This is a genomic window from Streptomyces sp. NPDC059866, assembly GCF_042731325.1.
Lineage (GTDB): Bacteria > Actinomycetota > Actinomycetes > Streptomycetales > Streptomycetaceae > Streptomyces > Streptomyces flavusporus.
The window spans coordinates 165,617-182,977 of record NZ_JBHWJT010000012.1 but is presented as its reverse complement, the minus strand read 5'-3'; the positions used below and the strand labels follow the sequence as shown (position 1 = coordinate 182,977).

At 70.9% G+C, this 17,361-nt stretch carries 16 protein-coding genes and 1 pseudogene; 9 read left to right on the top strand and 8 right to left on the bottom strand.

Translation table 11 applies throughout. The annotated features are described in order from the left end of the window. Positions 1 to 104 precede the first annotated feature (104 nt). A complete protein-coding gene (locus ACFV7R_RS20270; RefSeq protein ID WP_385265107.1) occupies positions 105 to 695 on the top strand; it encodes a TetR/AcrR family transcriptional regulator in 591 nt (196 codons plus the stop codon). A 171-nt stretch (positions 696 to 866) separates the two neighbouring features. Here ACFV7R_RS20270 and ACFV7R_RS20265 read toward each other — a convergent pair whose 3' ends face one another. Both ACFV7R_RS20265 and ACFV7R_RS20260 read right to left on the bottom strand, forming a co-directional pair. Then, on the bottom strand, positions 867 to 2,000 hold the full coding sequence (locus tag ACFV7R_RS20265; RefSeq protein WP_385265105.1) for a family 2 encapsulin nanocompartment cargo protein polyprenyl transferase: 1,134 nt from the start codon (positions 1,998 to 2,000) through the stop codon (positions 867 to 869). 130 nt (positions 2,001 to 2,130) lie between these two features. Continuing rightward, complete coding sequence (locus tag ACFV7R_RS20260; RefSeq protein ID WP_385265102.1) at positions 2,131 to 3,537, bottom strand: family 2B encapsulin nanocompartment shell protein; 1,407 nt, start codon at positions 3,535 to 3,537, stop codon at positions 2,131 to 2,133. Positions 3,538 to 3,832: 295 nt separating this feature from the next. Here ACFV7R_RS20260 and ACFV7R_RS20255 point away from each other — a divergent pair, with 295 nt between their 5' ends. Both ACFV7R_RS20255 and ACFV7R_RS20250 read left to right on the top strand, forming a co-directional pair. Beyond that, positions 3,833 to 4,423, top strand: a complete 591-nt coding sequence (locus ACFV7R_RS20255) for an N-acetylmuramoyl-L-alanine amidase (RefSeq protein WP_385265099.1) — start codon at positions 3,833 to 3,835, stop codon at positions 4,421 to 4,423. Between the two features lie 22 nt (positions 4,424 to 4,445). Further along, on the top strand, positions 4,446 to 5,354 hold the full coding sequence (locus tag ACFV7R_RS20250) for a 1-aminocyclopropane-1-carboxylate deaminase/D-cysteine desulfhydrase (protein WP_385265097.1): 909 nt from the start codon (positions 4,446 to 4,448) through the stop codon (positions 5,352 to 5,354). 10 nt (positions 5,355 to 5,364) lie between these two features. On the opposite strand, the gene ACFV7R_RS20245 is transcribed toward ACFV7R_RS20250, so the two are convergent. Continuing rightward, positions 5,365 to 6,957: a Na+/H+ antiporter gene (locus ACFV7R_RS20245; protein WP_385265094.1), complete on the bottom strand. Its 1,593-nt coding sequence runs from the start codon at positions 6,955 to 6,957 to the stop codon at positions 5,365 to 5,367. A gap of 61 nt (positions 6,958 to 7,018) precedes the next feature. Here ACFV7R_RS20245 and ACFV7R_RS20240 point away from each other — a divergent pair, with 61 nt between their 5' ends. The 3 genes from ACFV7R_RS20240 to ACFV7R_RS20230 all read left to right on the top strand — a co-directional run bounded on the left by ACFV7R_RS20240 (position 7,019) and on the right by ACFV7R_RS20230 (position 9,114). Further along, on the top strand, positions 7,019 to 7,279 hold the full coding sequence (locus tag ACFV7R_RS20240; RefSeq protein WP_385265091.1) for a UBP-type zinc finger domain-containing protein: 261 nt from the start codon (positions 7,019 to 7,021) through the stop codon (positions 7,277 to 7,279). Between the two features lie 261 nt (positions 7,280 to 7,540). After that, entirely contained in the window at positions 7,541 to 7,954 is a 414-nt protein-coding gene (locus tag ACFV7R_RS20235) for an anti-sigma regulatory factor (RefSeq protein ID WP_129802215.1), read from the top strand. 17 nt (positions 7,955 to 7,971) lie between these two features. Continuing rightward, complete coding sequence (locus tag ACFV7R_RS20230; RefSeq protein WP_385265087.1) at positions 7,972 to 9,114, top strand: RNA polymerase sigma factor SigF; 1,143 nt, start codon at positions 7,972 to 7,974, stop codon at positions 9,112 to 9,114. Between the two features lie 3 nt (positions 9,115 to 9,117). On the opposite strand, the gene ACFV7R_RS20225 is transcribed toward ACFV7R_RS20230, so the two are convergent. After that, a complete protein-coding gene (locus ACFV7R_RS20225; protein ID WP_129802217.1) occupies positions 9,118 to 9,570 on the bottom strand; it encodes a hypothetical protein in 453 nt (150 codons plus the stop codon). Between the two features lie 227 nt (positions 9,571 to 9,797). On the opposite strand from ACFV7R_RS20225, the gene ACFV7R_RS20220 reads away from it, so the two are divergent. Beyond that, positions 9,798 to 10,766 (top strand): diacylglycerol/lipid kinase family protein, encoded by a 969-nt coding sequence (locus ACFV7R_RS20220; RefSeq protein WP_385265084.1) that lies wholly within the window; start codon positions 9,798 to 9,800, stop codon positions 10,764 to 10,766. Between the two features lie 318 nt (positions 10,767 to 11,084). Continuing rightward, positions 11,085 to 11,342, top strand: coding sequence for a WhiB family transcriptional regulator (locus ACFV7R_RS20215; protein ID WP_003992873.1), 258 nt, complete (start codon positions 11,085 to 11,087; stop codon positions 11,340 to 11,342). A 190-nt stretch (positions 11,343 to 11,532) separates the two neighbouring features. Here the strand turns inward: ACFV7R_RS20215 and ACFV7R_RS20210 are convergent, their stop codons facing one another. The 3 genes and pseudogenes from ACFV7R_RS20210 to ACFV7R_RS20200 all read right to left on the bottom strand — a co-directional run bounded on the left by ACFV7R_RS20210 (position 11,533) and on the right by ACFV7R_RS20200 (position 14,606). Further along, positions 11,533 to 12,999, bottom strand: coding sequence for a sensor histidine kinase (locus ACFV7R_RS20210; RefSeq protein WP_129802284.1), 1,467 nt, complete (start codon positions 12,997 to 12,999; stop codon positions 11,533 to 11,535). A gap of 380 nt (positions 13,000 to 13,379) precedes the next feature. Next, positions 13,380 to 13,517 (bottom strand): annotated as a pseudogene (locus ACFV7R_RS20205) (TetR/AcrR family transcriptional regulator); the annotation flags it as partial. Beyond that, positions 13,518 to 14,606, bottom strand: coding sequence for an SIS domain-containing protein (locus ACFV7R_RS20200; RefSeq protein WP_385265081.1), 1,089 nt, complete (start codon positions 14,604 to 14,606; stop codon positions 13,518 to 13,520). A 280-nt stretch (positions 14,607 to 14,886) separates the two neighbouring features. On the opposite strand from ACFV7R_RS20200, the gene nagB reads away from it, so the two are divergent. Continuing rightward, positions 14,887 to 15,672 carry a glucosamine-6-phosphate deaminase gene (gene nagB / locus ACFV7R_RS20195; RefSeq protein WP_385265078.1) on the top strand — a complete coding sequence of 262 codons (786 nt, stop codon included), beginning with the start codon at positions 14,887 to 14,889 and terminating at the stop codon, positions 15,670 to 15,672. 202 nt (positions 15,673 to 15,874) lie between these two features. Here nagB and ACFV7R_RS20190 read toward each other — a convergent pair whose 3' ends face one another. Continuing rightward, positions 15,875 to 17,356: a glycoside hydrolase family 3 protein gene (locus ACFV7R_RS20190; RefSeq protein WP_385265075.1), complete on the bottom strand. Its 1,482-nt coding sequence runs from the start codon at positions 17,354 to 17,356 to the stop codon at positions 15,875 to 15,877. Between the last annotated feature and the right edge of the window lie 5 nt (positions 17,357 to 17,361).

The window sequence follows — 17,361 nt, the reverse complement described above, 5'->3', positions numbered from 1 at the left end:
GTAGGCTGCGTTCGTTCCCTTGACCACTGCAGTTGTAGTACTTCAACTGTAGTGGTTGCAAGGGTGTTTCCGAGGCGTGGCTCAAGTGGGAGAGGGGATTCCGTATGGCCGGCAATCCGGAGCGCCGGGCGGCCCTGGTCGACGCCGGGATCGAGGTACTGGCGCGGGAGGGGGCACGCGGGCTGACGTTCCGGGCGGTGGACGCCGAGGCGGGGGTGCCCGTGGGCACCGCCTCCAACTACTTCACCGCCCGGGACGACCTGCTGCGCCAGATCGACGACCGGCTGCACCTGCGCCTCGCCCCCGACCCCGACGTGCTCGACGAGCTGATGAAGGCGCCGAAGGACCGCGCCCTGGTCGTCGCCCTCATGCACGACCTGATCAACCGCGTGACCCGCGACCGCACCGGCTACCTGGCCCTCCTGGAGCTGCGCCTCGAAGCCACCCGGCGCCCCGGCCTGCGCGAGTCGTACACCAAGTCGGTACGCGGGGACCTGGAGGACGGCATGCGGTTCCACCGCGAGGCCGGGCTGCCCGGCGGTGACGAGACCGTCGCCGTGCTCTATCTCGCGATGCTCGGCCTGATCATCGAGCACCTGACCCTGCCGGGAGTACTGGAGGGCGTACTGCCGGGGGTGGGGGTGCCGGAAGGGCTGGTGGAGCGGATCGTACGGGTGGTGGTGCCGGAGGACTGACGGCTCAGCGGCTCGCGTCACATGGGCAGTTGGAGCTTGTCGGCCGGCACTGACAGAGGGCGGGCCCCGCGCACCGTGGAGATGTGCGGGACCCGCCGGGGCCGGAGCCGACCGGGGCGTGCGGGGTCAGGAGCCGCACGCCCCGGTGGCTCCGGGGTTCGGTTCGGGCGCTCAGCCGGTCCGCCGCGTCACGAACTCCGCGAGGGCGAGCAGGCCGCCCGCCGCCTCCGGGTCCGGGATCGCGCGGGACAGTTCCTGCATCGCCCGCGCCATCCGGTCGGACGCCTGACCCTGCGCCCAGTCGCGTCCGCCGGCCCGCTCCACGGCCAGCACCGTCGGCTCCAGGTCCCCGCCGTCGTACGGGACTTCGTACAGCTCGGCGAGTTCGACGGCGGCCGGTGTGCCGGAGGTCAGCGCGGCGACCACCGGCAGTGACTTCTTGCGGGCGGCGAGGTCCGCACCGGCCGGCTTGCCGGTACGGCTCGGATCGCCCCATATGCCGATGACGTCGTCGATGAGCTGGAAGGCGAGCCCGGCCTCACGGCCGAACGCGTCCACGGCCTCGGCATCGGGCGCCGACGCCCCGGCGTACAGCGCGCCCATGGCGCAGGCACAGCCCAGCAGCGCCCCCGTCTTGGCCTCGGCCATGGCGAGCACCTCCCCGAGGGTGACCTCCGCGGGGCCGCGGCCCTCCATCGCCGTGTCGGCCTGCTGGCCCTCGCACAGCTCCACGACGCAGGCCGCGAGCCGGGCGGCGGCGGCCGCGGACGCCGGGTGCGGATCCTCTGCTAGCAGCCGCAGGGCCAGCGCCTGAAGGGCGTCCCCGGCGAGGATCGCGTCGGTGTCGCCGAACACCGTCCATGCGGTGGGCCGGTGCCTGCGTGTGGTGTCCCGGTCCATCACGTCGTCGTGCAGCAGCGTGAAGTTGTGGACCAGTTCCACCGCCGCGGCTGCCCGTACGGCCGCCGCCCGTGCCCCTGGTCCGCCGAGCGCGGCGGCCGTCGTCAGAACCAGCGCCGGGCGGATCGCCTTGCCCGCGTTGCCCGCCGCGGGCGTGCCGTCGGCGTGCTCCCAGCCGAAGTGGTAGCGCGCGATCCGGCGCATCGAGCCGGGCAGCGACTCGATCGCCGCGCGCAGTTCGGGGTCGACTGACGCCCGCGCACGCTCCAGGATCGCCACGGCCTCGTGGCCGTCGAACGGCCCTGTCCGGCTGTCCGTGTCGGTCGCGATGGAACTCCCTCTCTCGAGCGCCCCGGCGGGCCGCTGATCGGCCTCCGTCAAGGACGCGGTCGTGGACTCGGTCATGGACTCGGGCATGGAACCGGGATCCCCCCTCGGAGAGTCCGCGGACGGTGGCGCTTCCGTTCCGGTCGGACGCATACCCGGAGGTGTACCCGCCCTGACGGGCGGGGACACGACGGGTCTGCGAGCTGGGTCACCGCCAGCGGCCGATCTCGACGTTCTCCAGTACGCCGAGCGCGTCCGGGACGAGGACCGCCGCCGAGTAGTAGGCCGTCACCAGGTACTTGATGATCGCCTGTTCGTTGATGCCCATGAACCGCACCGACAGGCTCGGCTCGATCTCGTCCGGCAGGCCGGACTGCCGCAGACCGATGACGCCCTGGTCGGCCTCGCCGAGGCGCATGGCGATGATGGAGCTCGTCCGGGCCTCGGTGACCGGGATCTTGTTGCAGGGGTAGATGGGGACACCGCGCCAGGTGGGGATGCGGTTGCCGCCGACGTCGATCGTCTCCGGCACCAGCCCCCGCCTGCTCAGTTCACGGCCGAACGCGGCGATAGCGCGCGGGTGGGCGAGGAACATCTTGGTGCTGCGGCGCCGGCTGAGCAGCTCGTCCATGTCGTCGGGGCCGGGCACACCGTCGTGCGGCTGGATCCGCTGGTCGTACTCGCAGTTGTGCAGCAGACCGAACTCGCGGTTGTTGATCAGCTCGTGCTCCTGGCGTTCTTTCAACGCCTCCACAGTGAGCCTCAGTTGCTGCTCGGTCTGGTTCATCGGCTGGTTGTAGAGGTCGGCCACGCGCGTGTGGATGCGCAGCACGGTCTGGGCGACGCTCAGTTCGTACTCGCGGGGCCGGGCCTCGTAGTCGACGAAGGTGTGCGGGATGTCCGGCTCGCCGGAGTGGCCGGCGGCCAGGTCGATCTCCTTCTCGCCGTACTTGTTGGTGCGCTGCGGTGGGATCGTCCGCCGCTGCTGAAGGTGCTCGCGCAGCGAGTCGGCGCGCTCCGCGACCTGCTCGACGTCCCGCCGGGACAGGACGAGCACCGTGCAGGCCGTGATCGCGCGGGCCGTGTACTCCCAGATGGCGTCCGGGTCGAGCAGCACTTGGTCGCCGAGGTACGCCCCGTCGGCGAGGACGCCGAGGCTCTCGTCCTCGCCGTACGGACCCGTGCCGATCTTCTCCACCCTGCCGTGCGCCAGCAGGTACACCTCGTCGGTCTGGTTGCCGAAGCCGGCGATCACCTCCCCCGCGGCGATCTCGCGCTGCACACAGCGCCGGGCCAGATCCGTCAGGACCTCCTCGTCCTCGTACGACCGCAGCGCCGGCAACTCGCCCAGCTCCGCGGGGATCACCTCGACGCGGTCGCCGGTCTGCACGAAGGTGATGCGTCCGTCACCCACGGCGTAACTCAACCGCCGGTTCACGCGGTACGTGCCGCCCTGCACGTCCACCCACGGCAGCATACGCAGCAGCCAGCGTGAGCTGATCTCCTGCATCTGGGGTACGGACTTGGTCGTGGTGGCCAGGTTCCGCGCGGCCGCCGTACCGAGGCTCTGCTGCGGCCTGGTCTGCTCGGTGCGGACCTCTTCGCCTACCGACATAAGGAATTGCCCTCCCGGTCATGCCCTGGCAGCGGTGTGCGCCGGGCACCGATCTCGCGAGCAACACTTCCATCACGCACCGTGTTCGTGCCATTACCCGAAAGAGCGGGAATGGATCATTGCCGGACGGGCACACATGGGGATCCTGTCGAGCGGCGCGCAGTGCCCGCGGCGCTGACCGAATCCGCTCGCACGCTGTGCGAACGAATGGTTCCGCTTGTCGTCGCTTCGGTACAAGCAGCGGTACGAGGCGGCCGCGACGGGCGGTCGTCGCACCGTACCGAAGGAGGCGCCCATGTCCTCACCGATGTCCGCGGACAGGTTTCTGCAGTGCCTGCGCGCGGAAGGCGTCAGGGTCGTCGAAGTGGGTGACTGGAGACATCACAACCGCAATCACAAGGGCCCCTGGGGCCCCGTCCACGGTGTGATGATCCATCACACGGTGACCCAGGGCAGCGAGCGGACCGTGCAGCTCTGCCGGGACGGCTACGCGGGCCTGCCGGGGCCGCTGTGCCACGGCGTCATCACCAAGGACGGCACCGTCCATCTGGTCGGCTACGGGCGCGCCAACCACGCCGGTCTGGGCGACGACGACGTCCTGCGCGCGGTGATCGCGGAGCGGGCGCTCCCGCCGGACAACGAGGCGAACACCGACGGCAACCGCCACTTCTACGGTTTCGAGTGCGAGAACCTCGGCGACGGCGAGGATCCCTGGCCCGCGGTGCAGCTGGAGGCCGTCGAGCGGGCGGCCGCCGCGGTGTGCCGGCAGCACGGCTGGAACGAGCGGTCGGTCATCGGCCACCTCGAGTGGCAGCCGGGGAAGGTGGATCCGCGCGGATTCACGATGGCCTCGATGCGGGAGCGCATCCGCGACCGGCTGAAATAGGACACCGGGCGACAATGGCCGGGTGACCGGCCACGACGTCCCCGACCTCGCCGTCCTGCACCCGCGGCTCCCCTCCCCCGTGCAGGAAGTGAACGACGACCGCCTCACCCGGCGGGGCGTCCGCCTCCTCGTCAAGCGCGACGACCTGATCCACCCCGGCCTCATCGGCAACAAGTGGCGCAAACTCGCGCCCCACCTCACTGCGGCGGCGGGCCGCCCGATCCTCACCTTCGGCGGTGCCTACTCCAACCATCTGCGCGCCACCGCCGCCGCGGGCCGTCTCCTCGGCCTGACCACCATCGGCGTGGTCCGCGGCCAGGAACTGTCCGACCGCCCCCTCAACCCCTCCCTGGCCCGGTGCGCGGCCGACGGCATGCGTCTGCACTTCGTCGACAGGTCGACGTATCGCCACAAGACCGACCCGGAGACCCTCGCCGCCGTCCTGCGCGCCGCCGACGCCGAGGACGCGTACGTCGTCCCCGAGGGCGGCAGCAGCCCCCTCGCCGTACGCGGCTGCCGGGCCCTCGGCGGGGAACTGCACGGCCGGGCCGACATCGTCGCCCTTGCCTGCGGAACCGGCGGCACCCTGGCCGGCCTCGCGGCGGGACTGACCCCCGGTCAGCGTGCACTGGGCTTCCCGGTCCTCAAGGGCGGCTTCCTCGACTCCGACATACGTTCCCTCCAGGAAGCGGCCTTCGGCGGCCCGCGCGGCGACTGGCAGCTGGACGACCGCTTCCACTTCGGCGGCTACGCCCGCACCACCCCCGAACTCCACTCCTTCGCCGACGACTTCGAAAGCCGCCACGGACTGCCCGTCGAACGTCTCTATGTCGCCAAGATGCTGTACGGACTCATCGCCCTGACGCAGGAGGGCGCGTTCCCGCGCGGGACGACGCTGGCGGCGGTGATCACCGGCCGGCCGTTCCCGTGAACGGCCCCGGCTAGGTTGCCTCCCGATAGGCAGCCGCTTCCTCGAGGTCGAGTCTGCGCAGCAGGGTGCGGAGCATCTCGTCGTCGATGTAGCGGCCGTTGCGGAGTTTCACGAAGACCTCGCGCTCGGCGCTGATCATTTCACCGGCGAGACGGCGGTAGGTGTCGTCGGCGGTCTCGCCGGTGATGGGGTTGGGCTGGCCGAGGCGCTCCCAGACGGCGTTGCGGCGGCGTTCCAGAACCGCGCGCAGGCGGTCGGCGAGCGGCCCGGGCAGCGCGTTGCGTTCGTCGGAGAGGAGCTCGTCCAGGCGGCGCTCGGCGGCCCGGGAGGCCTGCGCCTGGGCATTGGCCTCGGCGAGCGTCTCGGCCTGGAGGTCGCGGCCGGGCAGCTTGAGGAGCCGGATGAGCGGGGGCAGGGTGAGGCCCTGGATGACGAGCGTGCCGATCACTGTCGTGAAGGTGAGGAAGAGGATCAGGTTGCGGCCGGGGAAGGGCTCCCCGCCGTGCACGGTCGGGATCGAGAAGGCGATGGCGAGCGAGACCACGCCCCGCATACCGGCCCAGGAGATGATGAACGCGCTCTTTCCGCTCGGACTCCCCTCCCGTTCCCGGATGCGCGCCGACAGCATGCCGGGCAGGAAGGTCGCCGGATACACCCACACGAACCGGGTCACGACGACGGCCAGGAAGATGGCGACCGCATACCAGGCGGCGTCCAGACCCTCGTACTCCCCGAGCCCTCTGAGGACCACCGGCAGCTGCAGTCCGATGAGCGCGAAAACCGTTGATTCCAGAACAAAGGCAACCATCTTCCACACCGCCGTCTCCTGGAGCCGGGTGGCGAAATCGACCTCCCACGCGCGGTGTCCGAGGTAGAGGGCGACCACGACGACCGCGAGGACGCCGGAGGCGTGCACCTGCTCGGCGACGGCGTACGCGACGAACGGGATCAGCAGGGAGAGGGTGTTCTGGAGCAGCGGCTCCTTCAGGTGGGTGCGCAGCCAGTGGATCGGCACCATCAGCATCAGTCCGACGCCGATGCCGCCGATCGCCGCGATCAGGAACGCGCCGATTCCACCGGCCCAGGTGGCACCCTCGCCGATGACGGCCGCGAGAGCCACGCGGTAGGCGGTGATCGCGGTGGCGTCGTTCACCAGGGACTCGCCCTGCAGGATCGTCGTGATCCGGGAGGGCAGTCCCACCCGGCGCGCGATCGCCGTGGCCGCGACGGCGTCCGGCGGCGCCACCACCGCGCCCAGCACCAGGGCCGCGGTCAGCGGCAGGCCCGGCACGATCAGATAGGCGGCCCAGCCGACGGCGCAGGTCGCGAAGAGCACATAGCCCACCGACAGCAGCGCGACGGGCCGCAGCTGCGCCCGCAGGTCGAGGTAGGAGCTGTCGGTGGCCGCGGTGTGCAGCAGGGGCGGCAGGATGAGGGGCAGGACGACATGCGGGTCCAGGGCGTATTCCGGGACCCCTGGGACATACGAGACCGCCAGCCCGACCGCCACCAGCAACAGCGGCGCCGGTACGGGGGTCCGCCGTCCGGCCGCCGCGATCGCGGCGCTGCCCGCCACCAGCAGCAACAGTGGCATCACGTCCATGAAATTCGCCCGCCCTCATTTTCCGCGCGGTCTTCCGCACAGCCGTCGTAACCTGGCAATCATGAAACAGTGCACGCATGCCGACGCACTGCCGCACCCGGAGCCCGGTCCCATGACCGAGACCTGCCCGGAGTGCCTGGCGGACGGCACGCACCCGGTACAGCTGCGACTGTGCCTCACCTGCGGTCACGTCGGCTGCTGCGACTCCTCGCCGGGTCGGCACGCGACGGAGCACCACAACACGTCCGGTCACCCGGTGATGCGGACCTTCGAACCCGGGGAGAGCTGGCGGTGGTGCTTCGTCGACCACGTCCTCGCATGAGGTGCGCCGACGATCCGGAACCGGACGGTTCGACCGTCTGACGTCTGGGTACGTCAATCCGGCGCGCGCTCTTCCCAATTGGGGCCGCCCACCCTCTAGCCACTGTGCGTATTCATGTGTTTACTATGAGTGACAGCAAGGGGCTGGGTCCCGGGGACAGGACACTGGGGAGCGCGGTAGCGTCACCGCTGAACCACACATCGCGTTATCCCGAGGGGCGACCCTCGGCCCCGTAAAGCTTGTACCACCTTGGAGGTGAGGGTGTCCCAGATCGCAGGCGAGCCCGCGACCCAGGACTTCGTGGAAGTCCGGCTGCCGGCTGCGGGTGCCTACCTGTCGGTGCTGCGGACGGCCACGGCCGGCCTCGCGGCCCGTTTGGACTTCACCCTCGACGAGATCGAGGACCTGCGCATCGCGGTCGACGAGGCCTGCGCGATCCTGCTCCAGCAGGCCGTGCCCGGCTCGGTGCTCAGCTGTGTCTTCCGGCTCGTCGACGACTCGCTCGAGGTCACCGTCTCGGCGCCGACCACGGACGGTCACGCCCCTTCGCGGGACACCTTCGCCTGGACCGTCCTGTCCGCCCTGGCGGGCAAGGTCTCCTCCGCCGTGGACGACGACAAGACCGTTTCGATCAGCCTCTACAAACAGCGCGGCGCGGGACCCGGGCCGACGTGAGGGACGGGGACGGGCCGGTGCGGGACGAAGAGCGCAGCACACGGGAGCTGCCGGCCGAGGACAGCAGTCCGGGCGGTTCCCGACGCATGGACGGCATCGACGGCATCCCTGAGCAGGCCCGGCCGCACCCGGAGGACGACTCCGACGGCACGGCGGAGGCCGGCTTCCCGGACGAGGGGCAACGGGCTCAGGAAGGTGCCGTGCAGAGCGCGCCTCTGGAACGGCGGATCGGGGTGCCCCCTGCCCATGGGGGTCCCCCCACTCGAGGAAAGTCGAGAGTGGGGGAGGAGGCGAGGGCTCGGGGAAGGGCGACGGGCGGGACGATGAGCGAGCACGAGCGATACTCCGAGCATGATGCGCCGGCCACGCAGGGCGCGCAGGCCACTCAGGCCACGCAGCACGATCCTCAGGACCGCAGCGGGGCGCGCGCCATGTTCGTCGAGCTGCGCAAGCTGAAGGAGGGCAGCCCGGAGTACGCGGAACTGCGCAACCAGCTGGTCCGTATGCACCTGCCGCTCGTCGAGCACCTCGCGCGCCGCTTCCGCAACCGGGGCGAGCCGCTGGACGACCTCACCCAGGTCGCCACCATCGGCCTGATCAAATCGGTCGACCGCTTCGACCCGGACCGCGGCGTCGAGTTCTCCACGTATGCGACCCCGACGGTCGTCGGCGAGATCAAGCGGCACTTCCGCGACAAGGGCTGGGCCGTGCGCGTCCCGCGCCGGCTGCAGGAGCTGCGACTGTCGCTGACCACCGCGACGGCCGAGCTCTCGCAGCTGCACGGCCGCTCCCCCACGGTCCACGAGCTCGCCGAGAAGCTGTCCATCTCGGAGGAGGAGGTCCTGGAGGGCCTGGAGTCCGCCAACGCGTACTCCACGCTGTCCCTGGACGTCCCCGACACGGACGACGAGTCTCCGGCCGTCGCCGACACGCTCGGCGCGGAGGACGAGGCGCTGGAGGGCGTCGAGTACCGGGAGTCGCTCAAGCCGCTTCTGGAGGACCTTCCGCCCCGCGAGAAGCGAATCCTGCTGCTCCGCTTCTTCGGCAACATGACCCAGTCGCAGATCGCGCAGGAGGTCGGCATCTCGCAGATGCACGTGTCGCGACTGCTGGCACGGACGCTGGCGCAGCTGCGGGAGAAGCTGCTCGTGGAGGAGTAGCGGCTACTTCTGGTCCTGCGCGTTGCCGGGCCCCCGGATCCCGAGGGCCCGGGTCGTCTCGGCGTTGATCAGCAGGACGAGCGCCGCTACGGCGACGACCGCCAGTGCGATGCCCGCCGGGATGGCCATGCTGTCGGCCTGGAGCAGGTTGTAGGCCACGGGCAGCGCGATGATCTGTGTGATCAGTGCCGGGCCGCGGCTCCAGCTGCGCCGGCCCAGCAGACCACGGGCGGCGAGCAGCGGCAGCAGCGCGAGCACGATCAGGGTGACGCCTCCGGTCACGGCCTGCTGCCGGTCGTCCGGGTGCCCGGTGAGCCCGAGTACGGCGACCCAGGCACCGCCGACCACCAGCGCCAGCCCCTCCAGCGCGGTCAGCGCCGCGGCTGCGGTCAGCCGGACGGGACGGGGACCCGCCTCTTCGGCGGCTTCGGACGCGGGGTTCTGCGGAGAGCTCACCCCTGAAGGGTAGCCCTCGCCACGGAGGGCCCCGCGTGGAGGCTCGGGGGCGACGAGGAGGGGGCGGAGGCCGAGGGCCGCGGCGTGCCGCCCGCGCCGGCGCGGGCGCCCGAGGCGGAGTCACGGCTGCGGCAGGAAGCCGCCGTGGCCAGGCTCACGCCTCGATCTCCCGCTGGATCCCCCCTCCGGTCTGGGCCCGGTACCCCCCAGTAGGTACCCTGCCAGTCATGCGTGCACTTCTCGTGGTCAATCCGGCGGCAACCACCACAAGCGCACGTACGCGCGATGTCCTGATTCATGCACTCGCCAGCGAGATGAAGCTGGAGGCGGTCACCACCGAGTACCGCGGGCATGCGCGCGACCTGGGCCGGCAGGCGGCGGAGAGCGACGACATCGACCTCGTCGTGGCCCTCGGCGGCGACGGCACGGTCAACGAGGTCGTCAACGGCCTCCTGCACGCCGGCCCCGCCCCGGACCACCTGCCGGGCCTCGCCGTGGTCCCCGGCGGTTCCACCAACGTCTTCGCCCGCGCCCTGGGCCTGCCCAACGACGCCGTCGAGGCCACCGGCGCACTGCTGGACGCTCTGCGCCAGGGCAGCGAGCGGACCGTCGGACTGGGGCTGACCTCGGGTCCGCCCGGCACCGGGGACGAGGCGGTGCCGTCCCGCTGGTTCACCTTCAACGCCGGGCTCGGCTTCGACGCGGGCGTGGTCGGGCGGGTCGAGCAGCAGCGCGAGCGCGGCAAGAAGTCGACCCACGCGCTCTACGTCCGCCAGGTGATGCGCCAGCTGCTGGGCGAGCCCAGCCGGCGGAAGGGCACGATCACACTGGAGCGGGCCGGTGAGGATCCGGTGACGGATCTGCTCGTGTGCATAGCGTCGAACACGACCCCTTGGACGTTTCTCGGCAATCGCCCGATGTACGCGTCGCCTAAGGCCTCGTTCGACACCGGGCTCGACGTGTTCGGCCTCAGCCGTATGTCCACGGGCGCGGTTGCCCGGTATGGCACCCAGTTGCTCACTTCGTCCCCCGAGCGCGGACCCCATGGCAAGCACGCCGTGTCCCTGCACGACCTGAGTGAGTTCACCTTGCATTCGAAGGCGCCGCTGCCCCTTCAGATGGACGGCGACCACCTGGGACTGCGTACGAGCGTGACGTTCACAGGCGTACGCCGTGCACTGCGTGTGATTGTGTGAGCAGAAGGGGCTAAAGTCCTTTCACTCGAACGTTTAGGCCAGGATCCACCCCATGGAAGTACGGCTGTGACCTAGTCGACACCGAGGAATCAAAAAAAACTTTCCGGAAGGGGTTGTATCCGCCGCCGAGGTTTGCGAGTCTCTACATGGCGATCGGGACGGCCCGCAACACCAGCCTCCACAGGTCACCGGAACCCCTCTTCAAACCACAGGACCACGCCAGGGAACCTGGCGGTCGGCCCTTCACTTGTTGAGGGATTCGTGAAAGCGTTCACATTCACAAGCAACCTGCACGTAATTCAAGGAGAGGTAGCAGCCATGGACTGGCGTCACAACGCCGTTTGCCGCGAGGAAGACCCCGAGCTCTTCTTCCCCATCGGCAACACCGGTCCTGCGCTGCTGCAGATCGAGGAAGCCAAGGCCGTCTGCCGTCGCTGCCCGGTTATCGAGCAGTGCCTGCAGTGGGCGCTCGAGTCCGGTCAGGACTCCGGCGTCTGGGGTGGTCTCAGCGAGGACGAGCGCCGCGCCATGAAGCGCCGCGCCGCCCGCAACCGGGCCCGTCAGGCCTCCGCCTGACACACCCACCCCGCTGACAGCCTGAGCTTGGCGGCGCGTACAGCGAGTACGTAACTCCCGCCCCCGAGCCGCAGCGCGCAGTACCCCCGATGCGCTTAGCAGCAGCAACGAGCACTGGCCTCGGACCACAAGGTCCGGGGCTTTTTGCTGTGTTGATCACGTCGCCGTGTTCATCGCTTCGCTGTGCTGATCACTTCTGCGCCCGCACCGGGATGTCCAGGATCACCTGCGTGCCGCGCTCCGGAGCCGGGACCATGTCGAAGGTCCCGCCCAACTCGCCCTCCACCAGCGTCCGTACGATCTGCAGGCCGAGGTTGCCGGAGGTGTGCGGGTCGAAGCCCTCGGGCAGGCCGACCCCGTCGTCCTGGACGGTGACCAGGAGGCGGGACTCCTTCGTCGTACCGCCGCGGACGGCCGAGACCTCGACCGTGCCGGTGTCGCCCTCGCGGAATCCGTGCTCGAGGGCGTTCTGCAGCACCTCGGTCAGCACCATCGACAGCGGGGTCGCGACCTCGGCGTCGAGGATGCCGAAGCGGCCGGTCCGCCGGCCTGCGACCTTGCCCGGTGAGATCTCGGCGACCATCGCCAGCACCCGGTCGGCGATCTCGTCGAACTCCACGCGCTCGTCCAGGTTCTGGGAGAGCGTCTCGTGCACGATCGCGATCGAGCCGACCCGCCGCACCGCCTCTTCGAGGGCCGCGCGGCCCCGCTCGGACTCGATACGCCGGGCCTGGAGGCGCAGCAGGGCAGCCACCGTCTGGAGGTTGTTCTTCACCCGGTGGTGGATCTCCCGGATGGTCGCGTCCTTGGTGATCAACTCCCGCTCTCGGCGCCGAAGTTCGGTGACGTCCCGGAGCAGGACCAGCGAACCGATGCGGGTGCCCTTGGGCTTGAGCGGGATCGCGCGGAACTGGATCACGCCGTCATTGGCCTCGATCTCGAACTCGCGCGGCGCCCATCCGCTGGCCACCTTGGCGAGCGCCTCGTCCACCGGCCCGCGGGAGGGGGCGAGTTCGGCGGTCGTCCGGCCCAGGTGATGGCCGACGAGGTCGGCGGCGAGGCCCATGCGGTGGTAGGCGGAGAGGGCGTTCGGGGAGGCGTACTGGACGATGCCGTCCGCGTCGAGCCGGATCAGTCCGTCGCCCACGCGGGGCGAGGCGTCCATGTCGACCTGCTGGTTCGCGAAGGGGAAAGCGCCGGCCGCGATCATCTGGGCGAGGTCCGAGGCGCTCTGGAGGTAGGTCAACTCCAGGCGGCTCGGGGTGCGGACGGTGAGGAGGTTGGTGTTGCGGGCGATGACGCCGAGGACGCGGCCGTCCCGTCGTACCGGAATCGACTCGACCCGGACCGGGACCTCCTCGCGCCACTCCGGGTCGCCCTCGCGCACGATGCGGCCCTCGTCGAGCGCGGCGTCCAGCATGGGGCGGCGGCCGCGCGGGACGAGGTGGCCGACCATGTCGTCCTGGTAGGAGGTGGGGCCGGTGTTGGGCCGCATCTGGGCGACGGAGACATAGCGGGTGCCGTCGCGGGTGGGGACCCACAGGACGAGGTCGGCGAAGGAGAGGTCGGAGAGCAGCTGCCACTCCGAGACCAGCAGATGGAGCCACTCGAGGTCGGAGTCGTCGAGGGCGGTGTGCTGGCGGACCAGTTCGTTCATGGAGGGCACGTTGCGAGCGTACCTGGGGGTTTGTGCAGGTCCTAAAAGCGCCCGGAGTCCGCAAGAGGCCGTGAAACACCCGCGGGCCGCGGCGCCTGAGAGGGACCCTCAACCCTCCCGGCACCGCAGCCCGGAGCAACATCGGCCGCGGGGTGTGCGGTCCCGGTCGGCCGAAGATGAGGAGCCGGGGCAGTCAGGGCAGAGAGCTCCGGTCCCTCGATCCGCCTTCCTGTGCGGGGAAGACGGAGGCTTTTTCTGGTCCCCAGCGCATGGTGGACCCCTGCCCATTGTGGACTAGACCACTGTGCGTGTCCATGGAGCGGGGCAGTTGTTGTTGAAGGCTGTGTGGTGTTGGCGCTTCGAAGCCTAACCCGCTTGGCTCAGCTGCGGGGCCAGATGGCCATGGCAATTTCCGCGAGCGCTTCCGGTTCCGCCCGGCTCGCGCCGTTGCGCGCCTGTTGTGACATGCCCTGGATCCTCGCGCCCGTGTGGCGGGCGAGCCGTTCAGCGGGCCGCCCTCACCGGGTCTCCGTCACCTTCGCCAGGGCGCGCGGGGCGTCCGGGTCCTGGCCGCGGGCGATGGTGATCTCGTAGGCCAGGAGTTGGAGGGGGATGATCTCCAGGACGGGCTGGACCTCCTCGGCCACACCGTCGGTGGGCAGGACGAAGCCCACTGCGGCGCGCTCGACCTGGCTTCGGGGGCCGATGACGCACAGATCGGCGCCCCGGCCGCGCAATCGGTCGAGGACGGGCTGGAGGGCCTCCCCTCCCTTGCCGTCGGTCACGACCGCGATGACCGGGGAGACGTTGTCGACCATGGCGAGGGGGCCGTGCAGCAGGTCGGCGCCGGAATAGGAGAGGGCGGGGATGTAGCTGGTCTCCATCAGCTTGAGGGCGGCCTCCTTGGCCGTGGGATAGCCGTAGCCGCGCGAGGTGATCACCATGCGCTCGGCGAAGCGGTAGCGGGCGGCGAGGGCGCGGACCTCGTCCTGCCGGGCGAGCAGCTGTGCGGCGAGGTCCGGCAGCACCTTCGCGGGGGCGCCGTCGCCGCCGCGCAGGCCCTCGACGAAGAGATAGAGCGCGAGGAGGGAGGCGGTGTAGGTCTTGGTGGCGGGGAGCGCTCTCTCGGGTCCGGCCAGGATGTCGATGTGGTACTCGGAGACGCCGGCCAGCGCGGAGTCCGGGTTGTTGGTCACCGCGAGGGTGATCGCGCCCGCCTCGCGGGCGGCGCGGGTGGAGGCCACGAGGTCCGGGGAGCCGCCGGACTGGCTGACGGTGACGAGGAGGACGTCGGTGAGGTCGGGGCGGGCGCCGTAGGCCGTCGTGGTGGACATCGAGCTGAGACCACAGGGCAGGCCCAGGCGGATCTCGAGAAGGTACTTGGCGTACAGCGCGGCGTTGTCGGAGGTGCCACGGGCGGAGAGCAGGACGAAACGGGGTGTTCGGGCGGCGATCTCCCGGGCCACCTGGCGGATGGCCGGGGCGCCCTCGTCCAGGATCCGCCTGAGTACGGCGGGCTGTTGGGCCATCTCGCGGGCCATGATCCGGCCCGGGACATCGGTGTGGGGCGCGTGGGGGTCGTGAGGGTACGGGGTCGTGGCGGTCATGGGGTCCTCCGCTTTTCGCCCTGCCGTTGTCCTGGCCGCTCTGTCCTGACGGCTCTCTGCTGACGTTCCCATTCCACTCCCCGGCGCCGGGCGGCGCCTGCTCAGGTCCGTCGGGTCGGCCCTGCGGCGGGGCGATACGCGTCTGTGGGGCAGTTGTCGTGCCGGGCCGGCCGGTGGGCTCGTACACACCTGGGACGGGAGGCCGAGCCCTGCTAGATTGGTCTAAACCACCTACCCTTTCGGGTGCCCTTCGCGTCCTCTCCAGATCGGCAGGCCCAGCGTGGAAGTTGTCATCGTTCCCGACGCCGAGGCGGGCGGCGAGCTGATCGCCGAGGCCATGGCGCAGCTGCTCAGGCGCAAGCCCGACGCCCTGCTCGGCGTGGCCACCGGCTCGACCCCGCTGCCCGTCTACCAGGCGCTGGCGGCCAAGGTGCGCTCCGGCGCCGCCGACGTCTCGCGGGCGCGGATCGCGCAGCTCGACGAGTACGTGGGGCTGCCGGCCGAGCATCCGGAGTCGTACCGCTCGGTGCTGCGACGCGAGGTGCTGGAGCCGCTCGGCATCGGGATGGGCGCGTTCATGGGACCGGACGGTACGGCCGAGGACGTGCCGGGGGCCTGTGCGGCGTACGACAGGGCGCTGGGCGAGGCCGGCGGGGTGGACCTCCAACTGCTCGGGATCGGCACCGACGGGCACATCGGGTTCAACGAGCCCTGCTCGTCGCTCGCCTCGCGCACCCGGATCAAGACGCTGACCGAGCAGACCCGGATCGACAACGCCCGCTTCTTCGACGGCGACATCGACCAGGTGCCGCATCACGTCATCACGCAGGGCATTGGGACGATTCTGGAGGCGCGGCACCTGGTGCTGCTCGCGACCGGCGAGGGCAAGGCGGACGCGGTCACCGCGACGGTCGAGGGGCCGGTGGCCGCGGTGTGCCCGGCCTCTGCGCTTCAGCTTCATCCGCATGCGACGGTTGTCGTCGACGAGGGGGCTGCGTCCAAGTTGAAGCTCGCCGACTATTTTCGGCATACGTATGCCAACAAGCCGGAGTGGCAGGGGATCTGACGCTGTCGAACTGGAACACGTGAAGGTGCCGGCCGCCCCAGTGATGGGGGGCCGGCACCTTTTGGTACGGGTCGGCCGGTGTGGGCGGGGGTTCGCTCGCCCCGCGCCGGCGGGGTGCCGCTGCGCCCACCCGTGCCGCCCCTGGGGGCACCTCCCAGGCCCTTAAGGCACTGGGGGAGGCACGACTGCCCGCAGCTGCGCGCTACGTGCCCGCGATGAGTTCCGCCGCTGCTCGGCCGCTTGCGCGGGATGCGCCGTGGGTGGCTATGTGGAGGGCGCCTCGGGGAGCCGCCTGGGGGACGCCCATCTCGACCACGATCGTGTCGGGGCGTGCCGTGAGGAGGGTGTCGAGGGCAGCTGCCATCCACGGGTGGCGGTGTTCGTCGCGGACGACGGCCACGATGCGGCGGGGGCCGGCTGCCTCGAGGGCCGCGGGTCCCGCCTCCTCCCCCGCGAAGGTGCCGGCCTCGGTGCCGGGCAGCAGAGCCGCCAGCTCCGCGGTCACGCCCCAGGGGGTCTCGTCGCCGACAGCGATGTTGGCGACGGGGGTGAGGGCGGCGACATAGGGGGGCGCGGTGAGCGGGGTGAAGGGGCCCGCGCCGGTCACCTTCAGCGCGCGGCGGGCCGCACGCAGGCCCACCTCGCTGTCGGCACCGTCCGCCTTCGCGGCCGACGTCGCCGTCCACCGCGCCAGTTTGCGCACTCGTTCCGCCGCGTCCGCGAGCCGCTCCTCGGGGAGTTCACCGGCGCGCACCCCCGCCACCAGGGCGTCGCGCAACCGCCGTACCGTCTCGTCGTCGGCCAGGCCGCCGCCCACGCAGATCGCGTCGGCGCCGGCCGCGACGGCGAGGACGCTGCCGCGTTCGATGCCGTACGTGCCCGAGATGGCCCGCATTTCCATGCCGTCGGTGACGATCAGGCCGTCGTAGCCGAGGTCGCGGCGCAGCAGGTCCGTCAGGACCGTGCCCGACAGGGTTGCCGGGCGGTCCGGGTCCAGGGCCGGGACCAGGATGTGGGCGCTCATCACCGCCTTCGTACCGGCGGCTATGGCGGCGCGGAACGGGGCCAGTTCGCGGTCGCCGAGCACGGTGGCGTCCGCGTCGATGCGGGGCAGGGCGTGGTGGGAGTCGACGGCCGTGTCGCCGTGGCCGGGGAAGTGCTTGGTGCAGGCGGCGACGCCGGCGGACTGCAGGCCGGTGACGTAGGCGGCGGTGTGCCGGGCGACCAGGGCGGGGTCGGCGCCGAAGGAGCGGACCCCGATGACCGGGTTGCCGGGGTTGGAGTTGACGTCCGCCGACGGGGCCCAGTTGAAGTTGACCCCGCAGGCTGCCAGTCGGCGTCCGAGCTCGGCAGCCACCTCCGTCGTCAGGTCCACGTCGTCCACCGCGCCGAGGGCGTGGTTGCCGGGGAAGGAGGAGCCGGTACGGACCTCCAGGCGGGTGACGTCGCCGCCCTCCTCGTCGACGGCGACCAGGACGTCGTCGCGTTCGGCGCGCAACTGGGCGGTCAGGGCGGCGAGTTGCTCGGGCGATGCGATGTTGCGGCCGAACAGACCGACGGAGGCGAGGCCCTCGCCGATGCGGCGCAGCAGCCAGTCGGGGGCCGCGGTGCCGGTGAAGCCGGGCTGGAGGACCGTCAGCGCGTCACGGGTGAGCGTGTCGGTATCGCTGGCGAATGTCGTCATGGAGG

Excerpts from the sequence above, each read along its gene's own strand:
- ACFV7R_RS20270 (WP_385265107.1), top strand. The coding sequence starts at position 105 with ATGGCCGGCAATCCGGAGCGCCGGGCGGCCCTGGTCGACGCCGGGATC.
- ACFV7R_RS20265 (WP_385265105.1), bottom strand. The coding sequence starts at position 2,000 with ATGACCGAGTCCACGACCGCGTCCTTGACGGAGGCCGATCAGCGGCCC.
- ACFV7R_RS20260 (WP_385265102.1), bottom strand. The coding sequence starts at position 3,537 with ATGTCGGTAGGCGAAGAGGTCCGCACCGAGCAGACCAGGCCGCAGCAG.
- ACFV7R_RS20255 (WP_385265099.1), top strand. The coding sequence starts at position 3,833 with ATGTCCTCACCGATGTCCGCGGACAGGTTTCTGCAGTGCCTGCGCGCG.
- ACFV7R_RS20245 (WP_385265094.1), bottom strand. The coding sequence starts at position 6,957 with ATGGACGTGATGCCACTGTTGCTGCTGGTGGCGGGCAGCGCCGCGATC.
- ACFV7R_RS20240 (WP_385265091.1), top strand. The coding sequence starts at position 7,019 with ATGAAACAGTGCACGCATGCCGACGCACTGCCGCACCCGGAGCCCGGT.
- ACFV7R_RS20220 (WP_385265084.1), top strand. The coding sequence starts at position 9,798 with ATGCGTGCACTTCTCGTGGTCAATCCGGCGGCAACCACCACAAGCGCA.
- ACFV7R_RS20215 (WP_003992873.1), top strand. The coding sequence starts at position 11,085 with ATGGACTGGCGTCACAACGCCGTTTGCCGCGAGGAAGACCCCGAGCTC.
- ACFV7R_RS20210 (WP_129802284.1), bottom strand. The coding sequence starts at position 12,999 with ATGAACGAACTGGTCCGCCAGCACACCGCCCTCGACGACTCCGACCTC.
- ACFV7R_RS20200 (WP_385265081.1), bottom strand. The coding sequence starts at position 14,606 with ATGACCGCCACGACCCCGTACCCTCACGACCCCCACGCGCCCCACACC.
- ACFV7R_RS20190 (WP_385265075.1), bottom strand. The coding sequence starts at position 17,356 with ATGACGACATTCGCCAGCGATACCGACACGCTCACCCGTGACGCGCTG.